General features: G+C 45.4%; 17 protein-coding genes. All 17 read right to left on the bottom strand.

From position 1 onward, the window contains the following. Positions 1-869 precede the first annotated feature (869 nt). Positions 870-1,895 carry a sensor histidine kinase gene (locus G5B06_RS08900; RefSeq protein WP_008372095.1) on the bottom strand — a complete coding sequence of 342 codons (1,026 nt, stop codon included), beginning with the start codon at positions 1,893-1,895 and terminating at the stop codon, positions 870-872. After that, entirely contained in the window at positions 1,892-2,569 is a 678-nt protein-coding gene (locus G5B06_RS08895; protein WP_161143303.1) for a response regulator transcription factor, read from the bottom strand. The genes G5B06_RS08900 and G5B06_RS08895 overlap by 4 nt, the downstream gene beginning before the upstream one ends. A gap of 19 nt (positions 2,570-2,588) precedes the next feature. After that, positions 2,589-4,661 (bottom strand): ABC transporter permease, encoded by a 2,073-nt coding sequence (locus tag G5B06_RS08890; protein WP_008372098.1) that lies wholly within the window; start codon positions 4,659-4,661, stop codon positions 2,589-2,591. Further along, on the bottom strand, positions 4,651-5,418 hold the full coding sequence (locus G5B06_RS08885; protein WP_161143304.1) for an ABC transporter ATP-binding protein: 768 nt from the start codon (positions 5,416-5,418) through the stop codon (positions 4,651-4,653). Before G5B06_RS08885 ends, G5B06_RS08890 begins: the two co-directional genes overlap by 11 nt. A 1,038-nt stretch (positions 5,419-6,456) precedes the next feature. Then, positions 6,457-7,131, bottom strand: coding sequence for a thiamine diphosphokinase (locus G5B06_RS08880; protein ID WP_173762430.1), 675 nt, complete (start codon positions 7,129-7,131; stop codon positions 6,457-6,459). Between the two features lie 2 nt (positions 7,132-7,133). Continuing rightward, entirely contained in the window at positions 7,134-7,808 is a 675-nt protein-coding gene (gene rpe, locus G5B06_RS08875; protein WP_173762429.1) for a ribulose-phosphate 3-epimerase, read from the bottom strand. A 3-nt stretch (positions 7,809-7,811) separates the two neighbouring features. Further along, positions 7,812-8,690: a ribosome small subunit-dependent GTPase A gene (rsgA, locus tag G5B06_RS08870; protein WP_148448527.1), complete on the bottom strand. Its 879-nt coding sequence runs from the start codon at positions 8,688-8,690 to the stop codon at positions 7,812-7,814. Between the two features lie 2 nt (positions 8,691-8,692). Then, the gene (pknB, locus tag G5B06_RS08865; RefSeq protein WP_148448525.1) at positions 8,693-10,921 is read right to left on the bottom strand and encodes a Stk1 family PASTA domain-containing Ser/Thr kinase; all 2,229 of its coding nucleotides are present in this window, start codon (positions 10,919-10,921) and stop codon (positions 8,693-8,695) included. Continuing rightward, positions 10,915-11,661: a Stp1/IreP family PP2C-type Ser/Thr phosphatase gene (locus G5B06_RS08860; RefSeq protein WP_148448523.1), complete on the bottom strand. Its 747-nt coding sequence runs from the start codon at positions 11,659-11,661 to the stop codon at positions 10,915-10,917. The genes pknB and G5B06_RS08860 overlap by 7 nt, the downstream gene beginning before the upstream one ends. Position 11,662: 1 nt before the next feature. After that, a complete protein-coding gene (gene rlmN / locus G5B06_RS08855; protein ID WP_173762428.1) occupies positions 11,663-12,703 on the bottom strand; it encodes a 23S rRNA (adenine(2503)-C(2))-methyltransferase RlmN in 1,041 nt (346 codons plus the stop codon). 6 nt (positions 12,704-12,709) lie between these two features. Then, a complete protein-coding gene (rsmB, locus tag G5B06_RS08850) occupies positions 12,710-14,062 on the bottom strand; it encodes a 16S rRNA (cytosine(967)-C(5))-methyltransferase RsmB (RefSeq protein WP_148448577.1) in 1,353 nt (450 codons plus the stop codon). Next, positions 14,058-14,765, bottom strand: coding sequence for a zinc metallopeptidase (locus G5B06_RS08845; protein WP_148448520.1), 708 nt, complete (start codon positions 14,763-14,765; stop codon positions 14,058-14,060). The genes rsmB and G5B06_RS08845 overlap by 5 nt, the downstream gene beginning before the upstream one ends. A 6-nt stretch (positions 14,766-14,771) precedes the next feature. After that, on the bottom strand, positions 14,772-15,716 hold the full coding sequence (fmt, locus tag G5B06_RS08840; protein ID WP_173762427.1) for a methionyl-tRNA formyltransferase: 945 nt from the start codon (positions 15,714-15,716) through the stop codon (positions 14,772-14,774). Between the two features lie 12 nt (positions 15,717-15,728). Beyond that, positions 15,729-16,202 (bottom strand): peptide deformylase, encoded by a 474-nt coding sequence (gene def, locus G5B06_RS08835; protein ID WP_173762426.1) that lies wholly within the window; start codon positions 16,200-16,202, stop codon positions 15,729-15,731. A 12-nt stretch (positions 16,203-16,214) separates the two neighbouring features. Then, a complete protein-coding gene (gene priA / locus G5B06_RS08830) occupies positions 16,215-18,434 on the bottom strand; it encodes a replication restart helicase PriA (protein ID WP_173762425.1) in 2,220 nt (739 codons plus the stop codon). Positions 18,435-18,438: 4 nt separating this feature from the next. Then, positions 18,439-19,905 (bottom strand): UDP-N-acetylmuramoyl-L-alanyl-D-glutamate--2,6-diaminopimelate ligase, encoded by a 1,467-nt coding sequence (locus G5B06_RS08825; RefSeq protein WP_148448514.1) that lies wholly within the window; start codon positions 19,903-19,905, stop codon positions 18,439-18,441. A 153-nt stretch (positions 19,906-20,058) separates the two neighbouring features. Further along, positions 20,059-21,933, bottom strand: a complete 1,875-nt coding sequence (locus tag G5B06_RS08820) for a DUF7507 domain-containing protein (protein WP_173762424.1) — start codon at positions 21,931-21,933, stop codon at positions 20,059-20,061. Positions 21,934-22,350 lie beyond the last annotated feature (417 nt).

Raw genomic sequence — 22,350 nt, 5'->3', positions numbered from 1 at the left:
TTGATGAAAATTTTTTATTTTTCCTGCAAAAAATACCCTTTCATTAATACGAAACGCTGAGAGGCATTTTTACAGCCCCCTGAGGAAAACTTTTTTATTTTTTCTGTTAATTAAATATTTGAAAATAAAAAAACACTCACCTATCCAGGTGAATGCCTTATCAAAATTTTCTTATTTTGTTGTCTATGACGCTTACTCAGAAACGCTTGCGTATCTGCTAAAATGTAATTGCCTGCAATTATATTTTCACGTGGGTATGGGGACGTAACCCCCATCAAGTCTGCTACTCGTAAGTAATACAAAATTGTCAAAATGACAATACTGTAATACACGGGTGGATCTTGCTCTGGTTGTAACGTATGAATTCATACAATAATAGGCCCAAATGGGCACTTTCACCATTTGAGCCTATATATTATATATGTCTTTCAAATGATAGCTTAAAAAATAGCTGTCTAGACGGTATGTTTTTAACGTAGAATTGATTTTATGGAAGACAAGGCATGGAATGCTTTGTACCTTTAATGGAAAAATTTAATGATATTTACCATGTACAAAAAAGAAACGGCAGATAAAAAACATCACACGAATCCTTATCGTGCTGTAAACTATATAAGAGATGAGAACGGAAATCCTATATGCCCTATTGGACGTAAATTTCTTTTCAAACGAAAACAACATGTAAGATATAAAAAATATGGACGTACAGAAGAAATCTATCCAAGCTTATTAAGTGTACCCTTTTTACATAAAACAGTGACGATTTTCAAAAAACATATATTAATGTAAAGAAACGCCAGAACCAGCATTTGTCGGAACTAGCGTTTCTTTAGCAGAGACTTATTTTACAGCCCCGTTTTTTGCTTATATTATTTTCCTCCGTTGGATCTCAATTTTGGAAAGAAGATGACTATCTTAAAGCCCTTTTCCCACGGGGAAGCAGCTTCCAGACGAAGGTTTAGATCGTCAGCCATCTTCTTAACCAGGTAAAGCCCTATACCGGTAGCTTTCTTTCTGCTGTCAGTAGAATCCCCGGTAAAGCCCTTTTGAAAAATATACGGCAGATCATATTTTTTTACACCGATGCCATTATCCTCAACTGAAAGAACATCTGCGATCTCCGAATGTATCATAGAGATTGTTAGCATGGGACTATCGCTGCTATATTTTATGGCATTGCTCACGATCTGTCCCAACATAAACTGAAGCCCTCTACGGTCTGTATAGACTGTTTCAGATTGCAGTTTATTGATAATTACAAACTGCTTTTCTTCCAGAAGTGGGGCATAGTCCTCCAGAACTTCCCCCAAGCAGTCATTCAAATTGATATCCTTAAACTGATAATCCTTTGTACTGCTCTTTAACCGGGCATAGTATAACATCTGAGTGACATCCTCCTGAAGCTGACTGCGGACATAATCCAGTTTTGCTTGCAGGGGAGGAGACATTTCGTTGCTCCGATTATCCAGGAGCATGGTCAACAACGATAGGGGCGTTTTCGCTTCATGTGCCCAGCCCTCCACATATTCTTCATAGTCCTGTAGGGCATCTGCCATACTGTTACTCTCAGTTTTGTGTTCCTGTAAAACTGATGCCAGAAGCCGGATAGATTCTCCTTCTTCCCGGCTGATGGCACTGAGCAGCCGTTCCTCGTTGCAGATGGTAGGATCACTGAGGAAATCCCGGAACAGCTCTCGGCGGGTGGTCTCCCGCTTGTTTAGTACAAACAGAATTGCTGAAAACAAAAGGAGGCTTGTCAGAACTACTAACCCACTCAAGGTTTGAAATGCCTGAATGTCAGAAATCCAAAGAATGATAGCACAAAAGCAATCCACGCCCAACAGCAACAGCAGCCAGGGGTAGTACCGTTCTATCATGCGCCAAAGCCGCTTCATGGAGCCACCCCCGTTTCCAGACGATAGCCCATCCCACGAACCGCAACGATTCGCTGCTTCATCTCAAGACCGGACATCGTCTTTTTCAGCCTGGTCAGATTAACCTGCAAGGCATTTTCGTCTATGTATTCCGTGGTTCCCCATAGTGCTATGCAAAGTTGCTCCGTCGTGGCCAGAGCATCGCCGCCGGACAAAAGAGCAACCAACAGTTTTCCCTGATTTTTTGGAAGCACGACAGAGGTATTATGAATATAAAGCGTGTAGGTCTGCTGGTCTAACAGGAAATCTGGTCCCTCTATGAGATTGGTACGGCCTTCATACCTTTTGAGAATATTGGATACCCTGGCAAGAAGTCGATCTTTTCTGCACGGCTTCGTCAAATATTCATCAGCACCCAAGTGGAACGCTTGCAGTTCATCCTTTACCTGATCTCTGGAAGTCAGTACCAGGACGGGGATAGCGGTTTTATTCTTTAGTTCCTGGCAGATTTGAAAGCCACTGATCTCCGGCAAATTCAGGTCTAAGATCACAAGGTCAGGACGGAGGGCTGCCAGGAGCCGAACGGCATCTTCCAACTCGGTGATTGCCTCCGCAAGATACCCGTCCTTTTGAAGCATATTGCAGAGTTCTTCCCGCATATAGACTTCATCTTCCACAACAGCAATTCTTTTCACGGCAGCACCTCCTTCCAAATTATTCTTCTCTCTGTGGCTGCATCAGTGTCAGCAAATACCGATCACTGGAGCGCTTGACCACTCTCATATAAATATATTCTATCACGCAAAGCAGCAAAATCATAGTAGCAGATACAAGTAGCATTTCAGACACTGTCCCACGGGTTCGAGACGAGAGTATCCCTGTAAATAACGCCCTGACTCCAAACAGACTGCTGACAGCCGCAACCAATACAGGAAGTCCCATAAACCAGGTAATTTGCTTTCCAGCAGACTGGCAAAGGGTTTCGTAAGTAGCTCCCAGGCGGATCAGAGTCTGGTATCTGCGCCCGGTTTTCTGCTGACTCATCAGGAACTGAACACCCACGATGGTGTTGGCAACTACCAGGAAAACAATTGCTAGATATAGGGTAATATAACTGGATGCTATGGTGTAGAAAAGCTGACGACCCATATTCTGAAGATAGCTTTCATATTCAATGCCAGTTTCGTCCAGCTTCTCGTTCAAATCCAAATATGCAGTCATAAGGCTATTTCCATCCAGAGCCTGTTCACTGAGCACCGCATTGACATAGGTATCATACATCCCCTGGCTATAATATAGGAATGCTTCATCCGGAAGAATCAATGCAAAGGACAAGGTTATAGAACGGTCCGTGACCAAATTCACAGACTGAACCTCTCCTGTAAGATGAATCGGACTACCATCCAGTTCCACCTTGGGATGCCCGGCCAATACTTGGTTCAGCATTGCGGTACGGCTTACCGTAGTAAACTCTGTATCAATATAGACAGCGGCCTCCTTTTCGCCTAATTGGAGAGCCGGATTGCCGGACAATTCCAACAAACGATTATAGTCCGATAAACAAATCAAATATGGGTATGTGGCATAATCAAGATTGTTCAAAAGGACATCCCGGTCTTCCGACTGGGGCAGGCTTCGAAGAGAGTCCATAACAACGTCCATGCTGTAGGCATTATCATAATCTTCTGTGGTGTGAATACTCCCAACCCTCATTTCAAAAAGCTCTGAAAATTGATTTTCCAAACCGTTTTCTTTCAGGGCTGCCTTTATATTCGGAAGAACCTGCGATGAATCTTCTGCAGTATGATCTTCAAAAGTATAGTCGATTACATGGTCAGAAGACAGGCTATTCGTTCCTGCAATTCCTACGCCCGCACCAAAACAACACAGCGCTGCCAGAATCAGCAGGGAGCTGATGGCAATGGAGTTTGACTGATGAATGACATTCTCCTGAATCTGCCGGAAGGTAAATACATGCAGCTGCTTATTTCCTTTTCCTTTCTTAACAATCAAAGCAATCAGCGCACGCATCCCATAGAAAAGCAGCATCGTACCAACTATGCCCAACAGCAAAGTCAGTCCCATCATACTTACCTTTGTCCATGCAATTCTCTGAATCGCCATGTAGTAAGCCACTGCCAACATCACACTTCCGCATATAGCAGCCAGTCCATAGATAACAGATGGCATTTGCTTTTTGGGGTGGTTCGTTGGCTGGGATAGCAAAGTACCGATCTCTTGGCGGCTGATTCGTCCACTCAAAATCAGAAGTGCCGTCAGCTTAATTGCCAGAAATCCTGCCAGCGTCCATTCAATCGCAGACCAGGATAAAGAAAACTGATGACCGATGATCCCCATGCCTACCAGTTTGGCGGTGACAAGACTGACAATTTCTGAAAGCACCACAGCCACAGGTAATCCTATGAGCATGGCAAGAATACTGGTCAGGAAATCTTCCGCCAGAAGCATACCAAACAGTTTACTTCTACGCATCCCCAACATTAGATAAACACCAAACTCATGCCGTCTGCGCTCGAACTGATACTTGCAGGCAAAATAGATCAAAAAGAACAGAATACCGAGGGTCATCCCATAAAACGCAGGAATCAGAAGCAGGAGTTTGTCAACTGCGTCACTCTCCATTTTCTGCAAAAAGAGCATCACATCTTGAGTGGAGATGGAAAGAATCATGTAAAATGCAACAATAGAAATCACCAGGGAGCTGAAAAACAGACCGTTTTCCTTTCGGCTGCGGCGACTGTTCCGAAGAATGAGATTAGAGAACATTTGCGCTGCCCCCTCCCAGTTGCGCCATCACCTTCAGGATGCGCCCGTAGAACTCCTGCTGGCTTTCGTCTCCACGCCGAAGCTCATGAAAGATCACGCCATCCTGGATGAACAGGATGCGCTTACAGAAACTGGCGGCATTGGAATCATGGGTTACCATCAGGATCGTAGCTTGTTCGTCACGATTCAGGCCGGACAGCTTCTCCATAAGACTTCTTGCGTTCTTAGAATCCAGCGCACCCGTCGGTTCATCGGCAAGGATCATTTGGGGATGTAAGATCAGAGCCCTTGCTGCCGCAACACGCTGACGCTGGCCACCGGACATCTTGGACGGAAACTTATCCAGAACATCAGAAATTTCCAGATAGTCAGCCAACTGCTTCAGCCGCTGGCTGCTTTCTGTTTCGGCTACCCCATGCAAGGAAGTCGGGAGCAGGATATTTTCCCTGCCAGTCAGGTTGTCCAGCAATTCAAAGTTCTGGAATAGATAACCAACTTTTTTGCCACGGTACTCGGCAAGAGCCTTTTCCTTGAGGGATTGCAGAGTATCTCCCTCCACCTGAATGCTTCCACCTGTAGGCTGAATCACAGTTGCAATACAGTTGAGAAGCGTGGATTTGCCGGAACCACTGCTTCCCATAATACCGAGAAACTCTCCCGGCATGACCTGAAAAGTGATTCCGTTCAGTGCTCTCGTCTGGTTTGGCAACGCCCCATAGACTTTGGTAAGATTTTCAATATTCAAAATTGGTTTCATGTGAATGCCTCCTATCCATTTCTGGGTAAATGATAGCACAGAAGCACAATAAATAACACTTACAGTCGCTGTAAGGATTCTGTTCCTGTTTTCAGAACAAGAATGACGCATCAAGCGGAATAAGTATATGTTTTGTATAAACGTCGGGTGACAATGAAAAAATATGCTGGACTACCGGATTGGCTAACTTGCATTTCTTTGTCAATTCTGGTAACCGCTTCAAACATGGAAGTTTCTGTTCTTACTTTTATTATACTCAATCAATAAAATCAACACGGTTCAGCAAATTTTAATTATTTCCAATATGACAAAATTGCTTCCTGTTATATTTATCTATTTCTTTATTTCTCTATTATTCCGATCCGGTCTTCCAAAGGTATAAATAAGGTGTAAATTATTCGTCAATCATCAAAAAATCCTTTAAAGCCTAGGCTTTCACAGCATCCATTAAACACTGCCGTGACAATTAAAAGCAAATCATAATACAACAACGTTCTGTTCGATACTAGAAATATATCATCAGCATGCAGTTTGAGTGAAAAAAGTCTCATGGTCATGAGCAAAAATGAAAGCAAAATTTATTAGATGGTACAACATACTATGCCTTTAAAATTCCAGTTACATATTCATATTGGAACCTAATCACCAGTTATTTTTATTATAATACTTGCAAAAAAGAAGCGCTCATACAAGCACTTCTCCTTACCATATTAGGACTTCAATCAAAAGTTAATGGGCCACAAAGTGGGCCATTTTTCAAAAACTTACATGAATTTATATAGAGTTTTATCCAAGTCGGAAATCCGTTAAATGCTCTAGCTATCAGCATTTAAAGGCATTTAACAACTTATATGGACATTTATGAAATCGGTCTCGTAATAACAATACCAAGTTTCATTTCTCTATATTTCTCCTTTAAATGTATTGATTTCACAGCATTTTCAGCCATTTTGCTGTTCCCATCTTACCACACACAACCGGAATCCGCAACCCGGGACTGCCGCCCACCGGATTCTCTGTGCCGTAACAGCCAATGCTTTAATCCCTGGACATAATCATCAGAAGCTGACCACTGTCATAGGTAATTTCAGCCGTTTCCTCTGTAATCTCATTGCTGACAGTCAGTCCACTGTCCGCAACGGTGAGATGATACCGGTTCAACGGATACTTAAATCCTTTCAGGGACAATCCGGCTACATCTCCTCCTACAGAGAAAAAAGAAACATATTTTCCAAACTGCTCCTCTTTTTTCAGCACGGTTCCACTTTCAACCAGAGTAATATAATTCCACTGATCTGCAAGAACAATCTGTACTCCCTGTTCTTTTCCCATGGAAAGTAGTCCAAGATTGGCCAGTACATGATCTAGCCTTGTTCCGGTGGCACCAAAAATCAGGATTTCTTTTGCCCCTTCACGGATCATATGATTCACGGCAGACTGTGTATCGGAATCATCTTTTTCCGGCTTCAGCCTGACAATCTCAAGATCCTTCAGGCTTTCCATGTAGGCTTCCCCTTCTTCAGAAAGACTGTCAAAATCTCCCACTGCAAGATCCGGAGTAAATTCCCGGTTTCTCATGAACCATTCCATGCCTTTATCTGCGGCAACAAGGGCAAGGCTTTCTCTTTGGCCTTCTTCTATTCTTTTTTTCAAAAAACCGAGGGCAAAACCATCCTGGATATTGCCCCCGCTAATTATTACTGTATCAATCATTTTCAGTCCAGCTTTTCTTTGATATCGTGAATCCGCTCTGTGATATGTCTTACATTGGCTGCCACATCTCCCTTAAATACCCAGGAACCGGCTACCATAAAATTGGCTCCTGCACGCATAACGGTTTCCAGGGTATCATCATTGATGCCACCGTCTACCTGAATGTCAACATCCAGATCTTCCTCATCGATCAGTTCACGGAGCTCCTGAATCTTCTCTGTACACTCATCCATATATTTCTGTCCGCCAAAGCCCGGCTGAACGGTCATCACGAGCACCATATCCACATCTTCGAGAAGATGGCTGATGTCATTTACCGGTGTGGATGGTTTAATGGAAACTGCCGCTTTTACACCGGAAGCTTTAATCTGCTCCAGCGTACGCTCCAGATCCTCACATGCCTCCGCATGTACGGTAATGGAATCTGCTCCACACTCTACAAAATCGCGAATATATCTTTCCGGTTCTGTTACCATCAAATGTACGTCGAAAAACATGTTGGATTCTTTCCGGATTGATTTGATCACCGGCATTCCAAACGAAATACTCGGAACAAAATCTCCATCCATAACATCAATATGCAGATATTCAACACCTTCTCTTTCGAGAATTTTAATCTGTTCTCCCAGTCGGTTAAAATCTGCTGATAAAATCGACGGGCACAATCGGTATTCCATGACTCAGTATCTCCTTTTCTCTTTTAATTCCTGATGCAGCTCCAGATAGTCTTCATAACGGAGTCTGCTGATCTCATTGTTCTCAAGGGCTTCCTTAACGGCGCAGCCCGGTTCATGTATATGACGGCAGCCCTGGAAACGGCACTGTCCTTCATATTTCCGGAACTCCGGAAAATAATCCTTCAGTTCCTGTTCCTCCATATTTTCAATATATAAGGAGGAAAATCCTGGCGTATCCACAAGAAACGTATCCTGCGCTACCGGTATAATCTGTGCATGGCGGGTAGTATGTTTTCCACGCTTCAGCTTACGGCTGATCTCACCGGTCTCCATCTCTACCTCTTCCTGAAGGGAATTGGTAAGGGAAGATTTCCCAACACCGGAAGGACCTGCAACAACCGTTGTTTTGCCCTGAAGCACTTCCTCAATCTCGCCAAGGCCTTCCCCTTTCAGGGCACTTGACAGAATTACCTGATAACCACAGCTCTGGTAAGTTTCACAGAGAAACTCCAGCTCTTCTTCCGTTGCCAGGTCTTTTTTGTTGAAACAGATAACCGCCGGAACATCTTCCCGTTCCATCATAATGAGGAAACGGTCCAGAAGCATGAAATTAGGTTTGGGGTTATCCATGGCAAAGATTACAAGCGCCTGATCTACGTTGGCTACTGCCGGGCGGATCAGAGAATTCTTCCGCTTATGAATCTCTGTCACACTGCCTTCCAGCTCTTTTTCATCCAGAACTGCAATGTCTACATTATCCCCTACCAGGGGCTTGAATTTATCTTTTCGGAAAATGCCTTTTGCTCTGCATTCGTATGTATTGCCGTCTTCTGCATATACATAGTAGAATCCGGCAATACCTTTGATTATTTTTCCCTGCATAATCAGTTGGCTTCCTTAAAGGTAACGGTATAAGTACCAAGCTGCTGATAATCTCCATTTACCTGCTCGTAAAGGTAAATGGTTCCGGTTGTAACACCGTCTGCACCTGTCACATCAAGCTGATACGGGAAGTTTACATTCTGTCCGTCAAGGATGGTGGAAGCCTTCGGCTCACCATTTACTTCCTGAATCAGTTCCAGACGGATTGCTCCTCCGTTATATCCGGACGGAGTATCCAGTGTCTGTGTACATTTCCAGCCGGAACCGCTTGTTGTGCTTCCTGCGGATGCCACTGTGCTGTCTGTAGATGCAGTACTGTCTGTGGCGGCTGTGCTGTCTGTGGACACGCTGCTGTCTGTAGACGCGGTACTGTCTGTGGATGCACTGCTGTCCGTAGACGGAGCCTGGTCACCGGAGCTGATCGTCAGATAGATTGGCTGATCCGGATCCGCTGCCGCATAAGCTTCCGGTTCCTGTGCGATAACAGTTCCGGCAGCCTCTGTACTCTGCTGCTCTGTAATCTGGATATCAATAAACTTGCCCAAAGTAGTAAGCGCATCATCCTTGCTCATTCCAACAACACTTGGAACCTCTGCGTTATCGCCATAATCAACACCACGGCTGACTGTCAGTGTTACCGAAGATCCAGCCTGCACAGAAGTGCCTGCTGCCGGCTCAACGCTGTAAACATATCCCGGATCTACCAGTGCGTAACCGTTATCATCGGTCTCACTGTACTCCTTCTGAACAGTTACCTCAAGTCCCAGATCCTCCAGAGTCTGCTGTGCGTCAATTCCGGTACGTCCATCCAGATCCGGAATGGTAACCTGTGCAGTTCCGGTACTTACCCAGTACTTCACAGTTGTATATTCTTCCACCTGAGTTCCCGCTGCGGTTTCCTGACGGGAAATCTTGCCTTTTTCCTGGTTGGAAGATTCCTCACCTGCCATCTGTACACCAAGGTGTGCATCATTTGCAAGTGTCTTTGCCTCATCTTCTGTCTTACCTACAAGATCTGGCACAGTTGCCATATTGGATGCTGACTCTTCTGTCTTCTGCTCGGTCTCTGTTTTTCCGCTGTTTGTACTGCTGTTTCCAAAAAGGCCTGCCGCACGTCCAAAAACAACCACCAGGATAATCAGAAGGGCCGCCCCTCCGATTAATGCAGCAATTGTCAGGCCCATGCCGGAACCTTTTTTCTTTTTCTTTCCGGATTTCTTTCTGGCGCCTGCATCGTAGTCGTCCTCAGCATCATCGTAGTCGTTATCATCATACTCTTCTTCCTCAAGAGCAGTGGGTTCCGGCTTGGTAATCTGCTTCGGTGTATGTTTGATTTCTCCCAGTTCTTCCTCGGAGATCACAACAGTCTTGGCGTCTGTATCTACCGTGGCAAGCTTCACAAAATCTCCCTGAGGATCAATCAGTGAATGCTTCAGATCTGCAATCACATCCTCCATACGTCCATAGCGGCGATCCACACTCTTCTGGGTACATTTCAGGATGATCTGCTCCAGGCTGTACGGAAGATCCGGTGTATACACACTTGGCGGAACCATCTCTTCCTGTAGATGCTTGATAGCAATGGCAACGGTTGTATCTCCGTCAAAAGGAACTCTTCCTGTTACCATTTCATACAGTGTGATACCAAGAGAATAGATATCGCTCTTCTCATCGCTGTATCCACCTCTTACCTGTTCCGGAGAACTGTAATGTACCGATCCCATCACATTGGAGCTGATGGTATTGGATGACGCAGCTCTGGCAATTCCAAAGTCTGTTACCTTCACTTTACCATCTGTGGAGATGATAATATTCTGCGGTTTTACATCTCTGTGAACAATTCCATGGCTGTGTGCTGCTTCCAGACCCATGGAAACCTGAATCGCAATGCTTGTTGCTTCCTTGATGGAGAGTTTGCCTTTTTTGGAAATATATTCCTTAAGGGTAATTCCCTCAATCAGCTCCATAACAATGTAATAAACACCACCGTCATCTCCCACGTCAAATACATTGACAATGTTCGGATGAGTAAGACCGGCTGCTGCCTGGGCCTCACTTCTGAACTTTTTGATAAATGTGGTATCCTCCCGAAATTCCGGTTTCAGGACTTTCACTGCTACAAAGCGGTTCAGCTTGTGGTCCATAGCCTTATAGACATCTGCCATTCCGCCAGTTCCGATTTTTCCTACGATCTCATAGCGCTCGGCTATGATCATTCCCGTCTTCAACATGTTTCCACCTCATTCGTGAATGGTTCTACCAGTACGATTGCAATATTATCCTTACCACCATTCTGATTTGCTTCCCGAAGGAGCGCGCTGCCCTTCTGATCAATATCTGCTTCCGGATCGGATATGATTTCTGCAATCTTTTCATCTGCAACCATATTGCTGAGGCCATCTGAACACATAAGAATGGTACAGCCTTCCTCAAGTTTCAGATCAAAGAAATCCACATCCACCGTTTTCTCCGCGCCAAGCGCCCTTGTAATAATGTTCTTGTCCGGATGATTCCGTGCTTCCTCCTGGCTGATCTCGCCCATTCTCACCATTTCCTGGACCAGTGAATGGTCTCTGGTGATCTGGTGGATCCCGTCCTGAATCACGTACAAACGGCTGTCACCTACATTGGCTACATAGGCATACTGATCTACAATAGTCGCCACTACCATAGTGGTTCCCATGCCCCGGAGGTTTTCGTCTTCCTGTGCACGGTTTCTGATCTCCGTGTTTGCAGTTTCAATGGCATGACGAATGACCTTCACCGGATTGTAATCCGCATCTTCACGGATTTCATCCACAAGGATCCGTACTGCATGTGAGGATGCATAGTCACCGGCGTTATGGCCACCCATCCCGTCCGCGACTGTGAAAAGATTAGGCAGATTTCCCACCGGACCTTCAGACGCAAACACGTAATCCTGATTCATCTTCCGCTTCTGCCCTACATCAGTAGCTGAGTATATCCTCATGTCACTTCTCGCTTTCTGTTTTTTCCATGTAACTTTTTCTTAGCTGTCCACAGGCACCGTCAATATCACTGCCCATTTCCCTTCTAATAGTAACATTAATTCCGTATTTTTCAAGTTTTATTTTGAAATTCTCCACAGCCTGTCGAGTAGACCTCACATAGGAACGTTCCTTAATCGGATTAACCGGAATCAGATTTACATGGCAGTTAATTCCTCTGATACGGCCTGCCAGCTGCTTTGCATCTTCCTCGCTGTCATTGACCCCGGCCACAAGACTGTACTCAAACGTAATCCTCCGACCTGTTTTGTCAAAGTAATTTCTGCAGGCATCCAAAACCTCATCCATGGAATACTTATTTGCAATAGGCATCAGTTCCTGACGCTTTTCATCATTTGGAGCATGAAGGGAAAGCGCCAGGGTAATCTGAAGTTTTTCTTCCGCCAGCTCATACATCTTCGGCACAATTCCACAGGTGGAAACCGTCACATTTCTCTGGCTGATTCCAAGGCCGTTCTCGTCGGTAAGAATCCGGATAAAGCGGACAAGATTATCATAATTATCCATCGGCTCTCCGGTTCCCATTACAACCACATTGGCCACACGCTCTCCGGTATCTGCCTGAATCCGGTAAATCTGATCCAGCATCTCGGAAGGTTTCAGGCATCTGGTCAGTCCTCCAATGGTGGAGGCACAGAACCGGCAGCCCATACGGCAACCAACCTGCGAGGAGATACATACGGAGTTTCCGTGATGATATCTCATAAGAACACTCTCAATTACATTTCCGTCTTCCAGCTGAAAAAGATATTTTCTGGTTCCGTCAATTTTTGAAATCCTCACATCCGCCTGGCTGAGCGCTGTAATCGGATAAACCGAAAGCTTTTCACGGAGGCTTTTGGAAAGATTTGTCATTTCATCCCAGGAGGTAACCAGTTGCTGATGAAGCCATGCATAGATCTGTTTTGCACGGAAGGGCTTCTCGCCGATCTCTGTCATCAGATTTTTCAGTTCCTCCATTGTCATGGATTTTATATCTGTCATTTTCTGTTATTTCCTTCTGAATCTGGCAATAAAGAATCCGTCTGTCTTATGTATTCCAGGCAGAAGCTGCAGATATCCAAGCTTGGTGGATTTACAGTGAAGTTCTTCCGGAATATACGGGTCAAGGCTTTCCAGTCGGAACGGATAGTTCTTTAAAAACCATAATACATTTTCTTCGTTTTCTTCACGGGCAATGGTACAGGTACTGAAAATCAGTGTTCCATCCGGTTTCACGTATTTCGCCGCCTTGTCAAGGATCATCCTCTGAAGCATTACGATTTCTTCCTGTTTCTGTGGCGTTGCCCTGTATTTAATCTCCGGTTTCTTGCCGATAACTCCATACCCGGAACACGGTACATCCGCAATCACAATATCTGCAGCCTGTTCAGACTCCGGATCATAAATGGTTGCATCCTGAACTTTTGCATCAACATTGATCACACCGGTTCTCTGAATGTTTTCCTTAATCAGATCGGCTTTGTACTGGCTTACATCCCTTGCATCCACATTTCCGTAATCGCCCATCTTATCTGCGACGTGAATACTCTTGCCACCTGGCGCCGCGCACATATCAATGATGTAATCCCCTTTTTTGGGGCTGGCCGCCTCTGCCACCAGCATGGAGCTGATATCCTGCACCAGGATTTTTCCCTGAAGGAATGCATCCAGTGTCAGGATATGGTTGTAATCAGAAATTTTCAGTGCATAGGAAAGATACGGTGCCTGTTCCACCGTTACTCCCTGTGCTTTCAGGCTGGTAACGATTTCCTTCCGAGACGCTTTATGTGTCCGGCACCGCACTGTAATCGGTCTTTCTGTGAGAAAATCTTCAAGAATTTTCTCGGTTGTCTTCACACCATAGGCAGCATTCCATTTTTCCACAAGATATTCCGGCATGGAATACTTCACAGAAAGATAACGTACTTCGTTCTCTTCTCTTAACGGAAGTTCCAGATTTCCAATTTCCCTTGCAATGGTACGGAGCACTCCGTTGACAAAAGGTTTCAGATTATAGAAGCCTTTTTTCTGTGCCAGCTTCACCGCCTCATTACATACAGCACTGTCCGGCACACTGTCCATAAATTTCAGCTGATATACCGCACTTCTTAAAATCTCACGAATCTGCGGTTTCATCTTATTTACGGATATTTTGGAAAAAGAATCAATCACATAGTCAATATAAATCCTGTATTCCAGGGTTCCCTCGCATACTCTCGTTATAAAACTGCGTTCCTGCTTGGGAAGGAACTGATATTTGGAAAGAGCATTGCGGATGGCAATGTGGCTGTGCTCGCCTTCTTCCTCAATCTGCAGCAGGATCTCAAGGATCAGTTCTCTTGCATTTACTCCGCTGTTAATCACGATTTCTACCTCCTGCAAGGATAATCAGTCTCAGAAGCTGTAAGATAGATGCCGCCAGCGCTGCCACATAGGTAAGTGCTGCCGCTGTCAGTACTTTTTTTGCTCCTTTTTTTTCATCTGTGCCTAAAATACCGGTGCTCTCCAGCATCTTCAGGGCTCTGGAAGATGCATTGATCTCAACCGGCAATGTTACCAGCTGAAACAGAACTGCCAGTGAAAACAGAACAATTCCCAGAGTTACCAGGGGACGGATCGAAAAAATCAGTCCTGCAATAAACAGTGGCCATGATAACTGTGACCCGATATTTGCAGCCGGCACAATGGCAGACCGGATATTCAGAGGCGCATAATTGATGGCGTCCTGAATGGCATGTCCACATTCATGTGCAGCCACACCTACTGCTGCCAGTGAATTTCTTCCATAAATATCTTCAGAAAGAGACACGGTTTTTGTTCTTGGGTCATAGTGATCCGTAAGGCTTCCTCTGATCGGAACCACCTGTACATCCGTAATTCCGGCGGCTCTTAAGATTCTCTGTGCAGCTTCTGCGCCGGTAATCCCGGAATGATTCCGGACTTTTCTGTAAACCGCAAAGGTACTGTGGAGCTTTGCGGAGGCTGCAAGAGAAAGAAGCATTCCGATTACAAGTAAAAGAACGGTAGGGTCCATTCCCCATCCGTAATAACCATATCCGTACATAACTCATCACTCCCTGGAATCTTTAAACATGTCTCCTGGTTTCAGCTGATATCCCCGGAGGAAGGCATCTGCTTCCATACGTTTTTTGCCTTCCAGCTGTACTTCCTGAAGCACCAGCACATTCTTTCCACATGCTACACGGATTCCCTCTTTGTCTGCGGAAATCACAGTTCCCGGCGCTTCTTCTGCCTGTTTTTCCTGTACAGAACTCTTCCATACCTTCATTGTTTTTCCATTGATAAAGGTAAATGCGCTTGGCCATGGATTCAAGCCTCTTATCAGTCGCTCCAGTTCCTCTGCATTTTTGCTGAAATCCAGAAGTCCCATTTTCTTGGAGATCATGGCCGCATATGGAGTCGGACTTTCTTCCGGCTGTTTTTCGCGGGTGGCAGTTCCGTCAAAAATGGACGGCAATGTCTGAATCAGAAGTTCCGCGCCCGCCTGGGCAAGTTTGGCAAACAGGCTTCCTCCTGTCTCATCCTTCGCAAGTGGCACCACAATTCTTGAAATCATGTCACCGGTATCCAGTCCGGTTCCCATCTGCATGATGGTAACGCCGGATTCTTTTTCTCCGTCGATCACTGCCTGCTGGATCGGCGCTGCTCCACGGTACTTCGGAAGCAGAGATGCATGGATGTTGATGCATCCGAACTTCGGCATATCCAGAATACTCTTCGGAATAATCTGTCCAAATGCCGCTACAACAATAATATCCGGTGCAAGACATTTAAGTTTCTCCACAAACTCCGGATCCCTTACCTTCACCGGCTGCAGAACCGGAATTTCATGTTTCAGTGCTTCTTCTTTCACAGGGGTAGGCATCATGGTCTTGCCTCTGCCCTTAGGTTTATCCGGCTGTGTAATTACAGCCTCCACCTCATATCCGTTCTCTACCAGCGCCGCAAGAGGTGCTACCGCAAAGTCCGGAGTTCCCATATAAACAATTTTCATATTATCCCGCCTTTAGTCTTCCTCATCATAAGTTACCTTGTGAAGTTTTCCCTCCACAAGTTCTGTATACATTTTTCCGTCAAGATGGTCGATCTCGTGGCAGAACGCTCTCGCAAGAAGTCCCTCACCCTCAAGGATCTGCTCTTCCATGTTGACGTCAAGTGCTTTTACTTTCACGTAGTTCGGACGTGTAACCTGTCCTGCCATTCCAGGAACACTTAAGCATCCCTCATCACCGGTCTGCTCACCGCTGGTCTCAAGGATCTCCGGATTGATCAGGACAATCGGGCCTTCCCCTACATCAATTACAACAATACGTTTCAGGATTCCCACCTGTGGTGCCGCAAGGCCTACGCCCATTGCATCATACATGGTATCCAGCATATCTGTAATCAGTTCTCCGATCCTTGGTGTCATTTTGTCCACTGTGCGGGATTTTTTTGTCAGTACAGAATCGCCCTGTACACGAATTGTTCTAAGTGCCATTTTTCTTCTCCTTTAATTCATATCAAATTGAATGTATATCTTCCGGAATCCGGAATTTATCTCTATATATTTCTCCAGCTTTTCTCTGACTGCCGTGAGAAAACGTATATCTGTGTGCTTCAGATGGAGCACCTGGCGGTAAACATCTTTTACTTTTCCTACCGATGCAGACGCAGGGCCGATCATGTGAAGCTCCTCTTTCGGACTTACCCTGCGGATAAAAACTTCTATATAATACATGGCTTTTTTGAGAAATTCTTCATCCTGGCAGGCGCCAAAAACGGTCATCATATGGGCTGCCGGTGGATAATCCAGAAGCATCCGGTAACCCATTTCTTCTTTATAAAATTTTTCATAATCCTGGATAGCTGCCGCCTGAATGCTGTAATGTTCCGGCTGATACGTCTGGATCACCGCATGTCCCGGCCGGTCACCTCTGCCGGAACGTCCCACTGCCTGGGTCAGAAGCTGAAAGGTTCTCTCTCCACAATGATAATCATCCATATTCAGGGAAAGATCTGCCGCAATCACGCCGACCAGAGTTACATCCGGAAAATCATGTCCCTTGACAATCATCTGGGTTCCCACCAGAATATCTGCCTCATGCCCTGCAAAAGATGCCAGAATTTTTTCATAGCTGTCCTTGGTCCTTGTGGTATCAAAATCCATCCGAAGTACCCTGGCTTCCGGAAATTCTTTTTCCAGAACTCTCTCAATCTGCTGGGTTCCTGCCTTAAATCCTCCAATATGAGGCGAACCACAGGACGGACAGACTTCCGGCTTCGCTGTTTCATAACCACAGTAATGGCAGATCAGCCGATTTCCGTTATGCTCACTTAAAGATACATCACAGTGTGGACATTTCATCACATGGCCGCAGGCCCGGCAGGAGACAAACCCTGCATAACCTCTCCGGTTCAGAAACAGCATGGCCTGTTCCCGTTTTTCAAGGACCTGTTCCAGCTGAGTTTTAAGTTCCCGGCTCAGCACAGAACGGTTTCCTTTTTTTAATTCTTCCCTCAAATCCACAATCGATACCTGTGGAAGAGGTCTTTCCTCATAACGTGCACGCAGTCTCACCAGCAGATATTCTCCGCTGCACCCATGGCTGTATGCTTCCAGTGACGGAGTTGCGGAACCCATCACAACCTGTGCATGTTCCATCTGTGCACGTTGGATCGCAGTTTCCCTCGCATGATACCTGGGCGTATTTTCGCTCTTGTATGTGGGTTCATGTTCTTCATCAATCACAATCAGTCCCAGATTGGAAAACGGTGTAAACAGTGCAGATCTGGGGCCTACCATCACCTGCACCTCTCCACGTTTTGCCCGTTTAAACTGATCATAACGCTCTCCTAAAGAAAGTCTGGAATTCAGAACCGAAACCTTATCCCCAAACATGGCATAAAAGCGGCGGACAGTCTGGTACGTAAGGGCAATCTCCGGAATCAGGACAATGGCCTGTTTTCCTTCCTCCAGAACTTTCTGGATCAGCCGCATATAGACCTGGGTTTTTCCGCTTCCGGTTACTCCGAACAGGAGCGTTGGTCTCGGATGTGGATTCTGCCATTCCCGGAAAATCTGCTCTGCCGCTTCCTGCTGTTCCTGATTCAGGCACAGCTCTCTGTCGTCTTTTACAAGCCCCTCACTTTCCGGAATCCGGTACATTTCCTGACTTTCGATTTTTATAAAACCTTTTTTTTCGAAGAAATCAAGAACAGAACTGCTGGCCCCCAGTTCTTTGGATGCGTAGGTGTAATCCAGACTTTTTGACTCCAGAATTGTCCGCAGAAATCTTTCACGTGCCTTAAAGCGGCTGCCCTCCAGTTCTTTCAGCAATTCTTCGGCAGCCGCTTTCTCCCCGGTAAAAAAAATCAGTTTTTTTTCTTTGGCCCGGACTTTATCTTTTACAGGCAGAACCGTCTTCAGTGCCTGAATCATGGTAGAACCATACGTCTCTTTCATCCATGCCGCAAGTGCGATCAGCCTGGATTCTGTTGTCTCACCATCTGTGGATACTCCCTGGATTTCCTTGGTTCTGGAAGCATCGTATTTGGCTTCTGTGGAAATCCCGATTACATAACCCTTCCGGACTGTATTTCCCTTTCCGAAAGGCACTGTAACCACAACGCCCGGTTTTATGGACTGCTCCAGTTCTTCCGGAACACGGTACTGAAAATCCCGGTCCAGCTTCTCATGTGAAATGTCAATGATCACATCTGCATAAATCATCCGTTTACGCTTTCTGGTCTTCTTCCAGGATTTCCTGAATCAGCACACGCTCATCCATTGGGTATTTTTTGCCCTTGATTTCCTGGTAATCCTCATGGCCTTTTCCTGCAAGAACAATAATATCTCCTGGTTCGCCATGATGAATCGCATAGGCAATCGCTTCCTTACGATCCGGAATCTCCACATATTTTCCATCTGTTTTTGCCATTCCGATTTTAATATCGTCAATGATAGCCTGCGGATCTTCATCTCTTGGGTTATCGGATGTGATGATGGTCAGGTCTGCCATTTTTCCGGAAACCTCACCCATCTCATAACGGCGGAGTTTGGAACGGTTTCCACCACATCCAAACAGGCATACCAGTCTGTGCGGGTTGTATTCCTTCAGTGTTCCAAGAAGGCTCTCCAGTGCCATGGCGTTATGTGCGTAATCGATCATCAGTGTAAATTCATCCGATACCTTGATCATCTCAATACGTCCTTTGACTTTGGCTACTTTCAGAGCCTTGATGATGTTCTCTTCTGATACTTTGAAATGACGGCAGATGGCAATGGCTGTCAGGGAATTGTAGATGCTGAATTTACCCGGAATATCAATCTCAACCGGGAAGTCCAGAAGTCCCTTCACATGGTAGGAAATTCCAAGATATCCTTTTCTTCCCACAAGTTTTGCATCTTCTGCACGAAGATCCGCTTTTTCAGAAAATCCGTAAGTTTCAAGAGCACAGGTGTGTCCCTCCACAATCCGGTCAAAATGCTCATCGTCACGGTTTACGATACCGACTTTACACTGTTTGAGAAGCATGGATTTGCAGTGAAGATAATCGTCAAAATCCTTATGCTCGTTCGGTCCGATATGATCCGGTTCAATATTGGTAAAGATACCAAAATCAAAGATGAAGCCCTGGGTTCTGTGAAGCATCAGTCCCTGTGAGGAAACCTCCATAACTACCGCGTCACATCCTGCCTCTACCATATCATGAAAATATTTCTGTACCATGTAGGACTCCGGTGTGGTATTGGCAGCCGGGATATGTTTTTCTCCGATAATCGCCTCGATAGTTCCGATAAGACCTACCTTGTATCCAGCATTCTCAAGGATGGATTTTACCATATAGGTGGTTGTGGTTTTTCCTTTTGTTCCTGTGATTCCGATGGTTTTCAGTTTCTCTGCCGGATGTCCGAACCATGCAGCGGAAATAAACGCCATGGCATAACGGGTATCCTTCACCTGAATTACCGTTACATCAGAAGGAGCTTCTACAGGTTCCTCCACAATAAGAGTTCTGGCTCCCTTTGCCACAACATCCGGCACAAATTTATGTCCGTCTACTACAGCGCCCCGGATGCAGATAAAAAGGCTTCCCTCTTCCACTTTACGGGAATCATAAACAACAGAAGAAACTTCCTGGTCTGTACTTCCCTGAAGACATTTGTATTCAAGATGTTCCAATAAGGATAAAAGTTTCATTTTTTCTCCTCCATTTCCCCGTATCTCTGCTGTCGCTTCGCGGCCAGAATACGGGAAGGCATACTATTCTTGTTTTATGTACATACCATATAGAATAGCACACCTGCCCCCTGTTTTCAACGTTTCTTTACGGTGCGCCCAACGCCTGAAACATCACTTTTTCTCTCGCATTCCGGCATATTTTCGGTACAGCCAGAAAGCCCCCAGAGCTGTGATTGCAGCTGTCAGTGCAAGCAGAACAAACAGTTCTGTATCTGTATCATCTCCTGTTTTCGGATGTGTGGATGCCTCTCTTGCCATTCCTTCCTGTACAGATGTGGAATCCGGCTCTCCATTTTCTGAGATCATCTCTGTTTCCAGCGCTTGGGTGGCTTTTCCTTCCACAGTAATCTCTGCGGATGCAGTCACCTGTTTTTCACCGGTTTCCTTACTTGTCACAGAGATCTGGTTAAAAAGTTTCTGGTTTACGGTTTTTTCCGGAATCTTTACCGTTGCCTGAAGTGACACGGCTTCTCCTGGCGCTATCTGTGGGATCAGTGCCTTGGTTCTGGTGCTGTTTAACCTAATGCCTTCCTTTTCCACAAACTGTGCTTCAATTCCCTCTGCCTGAAAACGTTCTGTTCCAACAACCGAATGCAGTGTTTTTTCCCCTGTATTTATGATACAGATCTGATACGTCACGGTTTCTCCTGGAGCTGCGCTTTCCCGGTCTGCTGTTTTCTTTACGGAAAAATCCGCCTTCAAAGACTGCAGCGGACTGACCACCTCCGCCTTCCGAAAGATAGTTTCCTCCGGACGGCCTTTCACTTTTGCCCCTGCTTCCACTTTATGCTCCAGATCCTTTTCCTGTTCATTTAAAAGCGGTGCCAGAATATAAAAACTCCTCTGTTCACCGGCTTTCAACTCTGTCACTTCCGCCCTGGAGCCTTTTCCGGTAAGTCCCTGTGCTTCTTCCCACTGCTGCGTAATCTTCGGGCAGGAAAAACTGCTGGTCATCCGGATATTCTCAAGATCCAGAGCCCCTGTATTCGCAAGATCTACCCGATAACGGATGGTTTTTCCGGCTTTCATTTCTTCTGTCTCGGAAGTTACAGAAAGTGTCATATCTGCTTTTGCAGCTTCCACAGTAAGAATTGGAGAAATTCCTTCCGCAAGAATCTGAGTACTTCCGTTTTCTTTCACCAGAAGAGCTGTTCCCGCACCATCACAGTCTTTCTGCAGCGGTTCATCCTGCACCAGCAGATAACTGGTTTCTTCCACCGGATATCTGTATTCTTCCCGCAGAGACAGCGGAATCTGCAGCAAAATAGATTCCTCATGGAAATTTTCCGTTTCTATCTTATATACCAGTTTTGTGATTTCCGTATCTTCGCCTTTCTGATTTTTCACCGGTATCTGCTGTGTCTGTACATTTTCCGGAAGTGATGTTGTTTCCGGGGAAAAATATTCCGAGACATACACCACGCAGGTCACTGGTTCCGGTTCCACGTCAGGATTTTTGTTTTCCCCGGATTCCTCTTCCGATTCTTCTTCTGGCATTTCCTCCGTTTCTTCCGGATTTTGATCCTCTTCCGTGACTTCTTCGTTTTCCAGTATCATGGCAGAGCTTTCATTCTCTACATCTTCTCCTCCGGACGTCGTTCCCTCCTGTGAGCCCTCACTCTCTTCCTCCTGCGTTTCATTCTCTTCGTATACTGTTTTCCCGGATGCCAGCTCCTCCATGTACTCATCTTCTTCCTCCATTTCCTGCTTATTTTCCGATTCTGTTATTTCCGGCAGGTTCTCATTGCCGTCCGAAATCCTTCTTTCCATTATCCAGTCCTTTAATCCCGTGATCCGGATATCCAGCTCTGCCATTCCCTTCTCTCTGTCTGTCCAGAAACAACTCTGCTCCACTTTCGGGTTCGGCCCTGACTGAAATGCAGATGCCAAAACGGTTCCCGGCTGAATATTTCCCACCAGTACAGTTCCCGCAGCTGCAGCTGCAATTGAAGTTCTCCTTATCTGTTTCCATATTCTGTTTTTCATCACAATTCTCCATTTCTGCCTGCTATGGCATTATCTTTTACACATTCACATTTAACAGAAGCTTACTTTTCCACAGACAAAGGCATCCCTCCCCGGCAAAACGGTGCATAACCGTCAGAAAAACAATATTTATCAATAAAAAAAGGATTTCTGCATCGAACTGATGCGTGAATACATTCCGCAGAGCGCGGAAATTAGACTCTTTCAATGTAGCACATTCCTCAAATGGGCGCAACCAGATATAAAAATTATAAAGTTTGTTTAAACTTTCTTTATAAATTTTCGATTTCTTTTAGATTGCCGACATAATTTAAACATATTTCCTCTATATAATAGGTCTTGGATAGATGAAAAACCACTCTCTATCTCCCCCCTCAAAAAATAGTAGGAAATGAACCGCCTGACCGAATCAGGCGG

Origin of the sequence: Blautia luti (assembly GCF_013304735.1) — a bacterium.
Classification (GTDB): domain Bacteria; phylum Bacillota; class Clostridia; order Lachnospirales; family Lachnospiraceae; genus Blautia_A.
Note: the sequence above shows the minus strand (reverse complement) of the source record. Positions and strands in the feature narration are given on the sequence as shown.

Bases quoted from the DNA above. Each gene is read 5' to 3' on its own strand.
- def (WP_173762426.1), bottom strand. From the start codon at position 16,202: ATGGCACTTAGAACAATTCGTGTACAGGGCGATTCTGTACTGACAAAA.
- rsgA (WP_148448527.1), bottom strand. From the start codon at position 8,690: ATGCAGGGAAAAATAATCAAAGGTATTGCCGGATTCTACTATGTATAT.
- G5B06_RS08900 (WP_008372095.1), bottom strand. From the start codon at position 1,895: ATGAAGCGGCTTTGGCGCATGATAGAACGGTACTACCCCTGGCTGCTG.
- G5B06_RS08820 (WP_173762424.1), bottom strand. From the start codon at position 21,933: ATGAAAAACAGAATATGGAAACAGATAAGGAGAACTTCAATTGCAGCT.
- G5B06_RS08845 (WP_148448520.1), bottom strand. From the start codon at position 14,765: ATGTACGGATATGGTTATTACGGATGGGGAATGGACCCTACCGTTCTT.
- fmt (WP_173762427.1), bottom strand. From the start codon at position 15,716: ATGAAAATTGTTTATATGGGAACTCCGGACTTTGCGGTAGCACCTCTT.
- rpe (WP_173762429.1), bottom strand. From the start codon at position 7,808: ATGGAATACCGATTGTGCCCGTCGATTTTATCAGCAGATTTTAACCGA.
- pknB (WP_148448525.1), bottom strand. From the start codon at position 10,921: ATGTTGAAGACGGGAATGATCATAGCCGAGCGCTATGAGATCGTAGGA.
- G5B06_RS08825 (WP_148448514.1), bottom strand. From the start codon at position 19,905: ATGAAACTTTTATCCTTATTGGAACATCTTGAATACAAATGTCTTCAG.
- G5B06_RS08860 (WP_148448523.1), bottom strand. From the start codon at position 11,661: ATGAGGATATACTCAGCTACTGATGTAGGGCAGAAGCGGAAGATGAAT.
- rlmN (WP_173762428.1), bottom strand. From the start codon at position 12,703: ATGACAGATATAAAATCCATGACAATGGAGGAACTGAAAAATCTGATG.
- G5B06_RS08890 (WP_008372098.1), bottom strand. From the start codon at position 4,661: ATGTTCTCTAATCTCATTCTTCGGAACAGTCGCCGCAGCCGAAAGGAA.
- priA (WP_173762425.1), bottom strand. From the start codon at position 18,434: ATGATTTATGCAGATGTGATCATTGACATTTCACATGAGAAGCTGGAC.
- G5B06_RS08885 (WP_161143304.1), bottom strand. From the start codon at position 5,418: ATGAAACCAATTTTGAATATTGAAAATCTTACCAAAGTCTATGGGGCG.
- G5B06_RS08880 (WP_173762430.1), bottom strand. From the start codon at position 7,131: ATGATTGATACAGTAATAATTAGCGGGGGCAATATCCAGGATGGTTTT.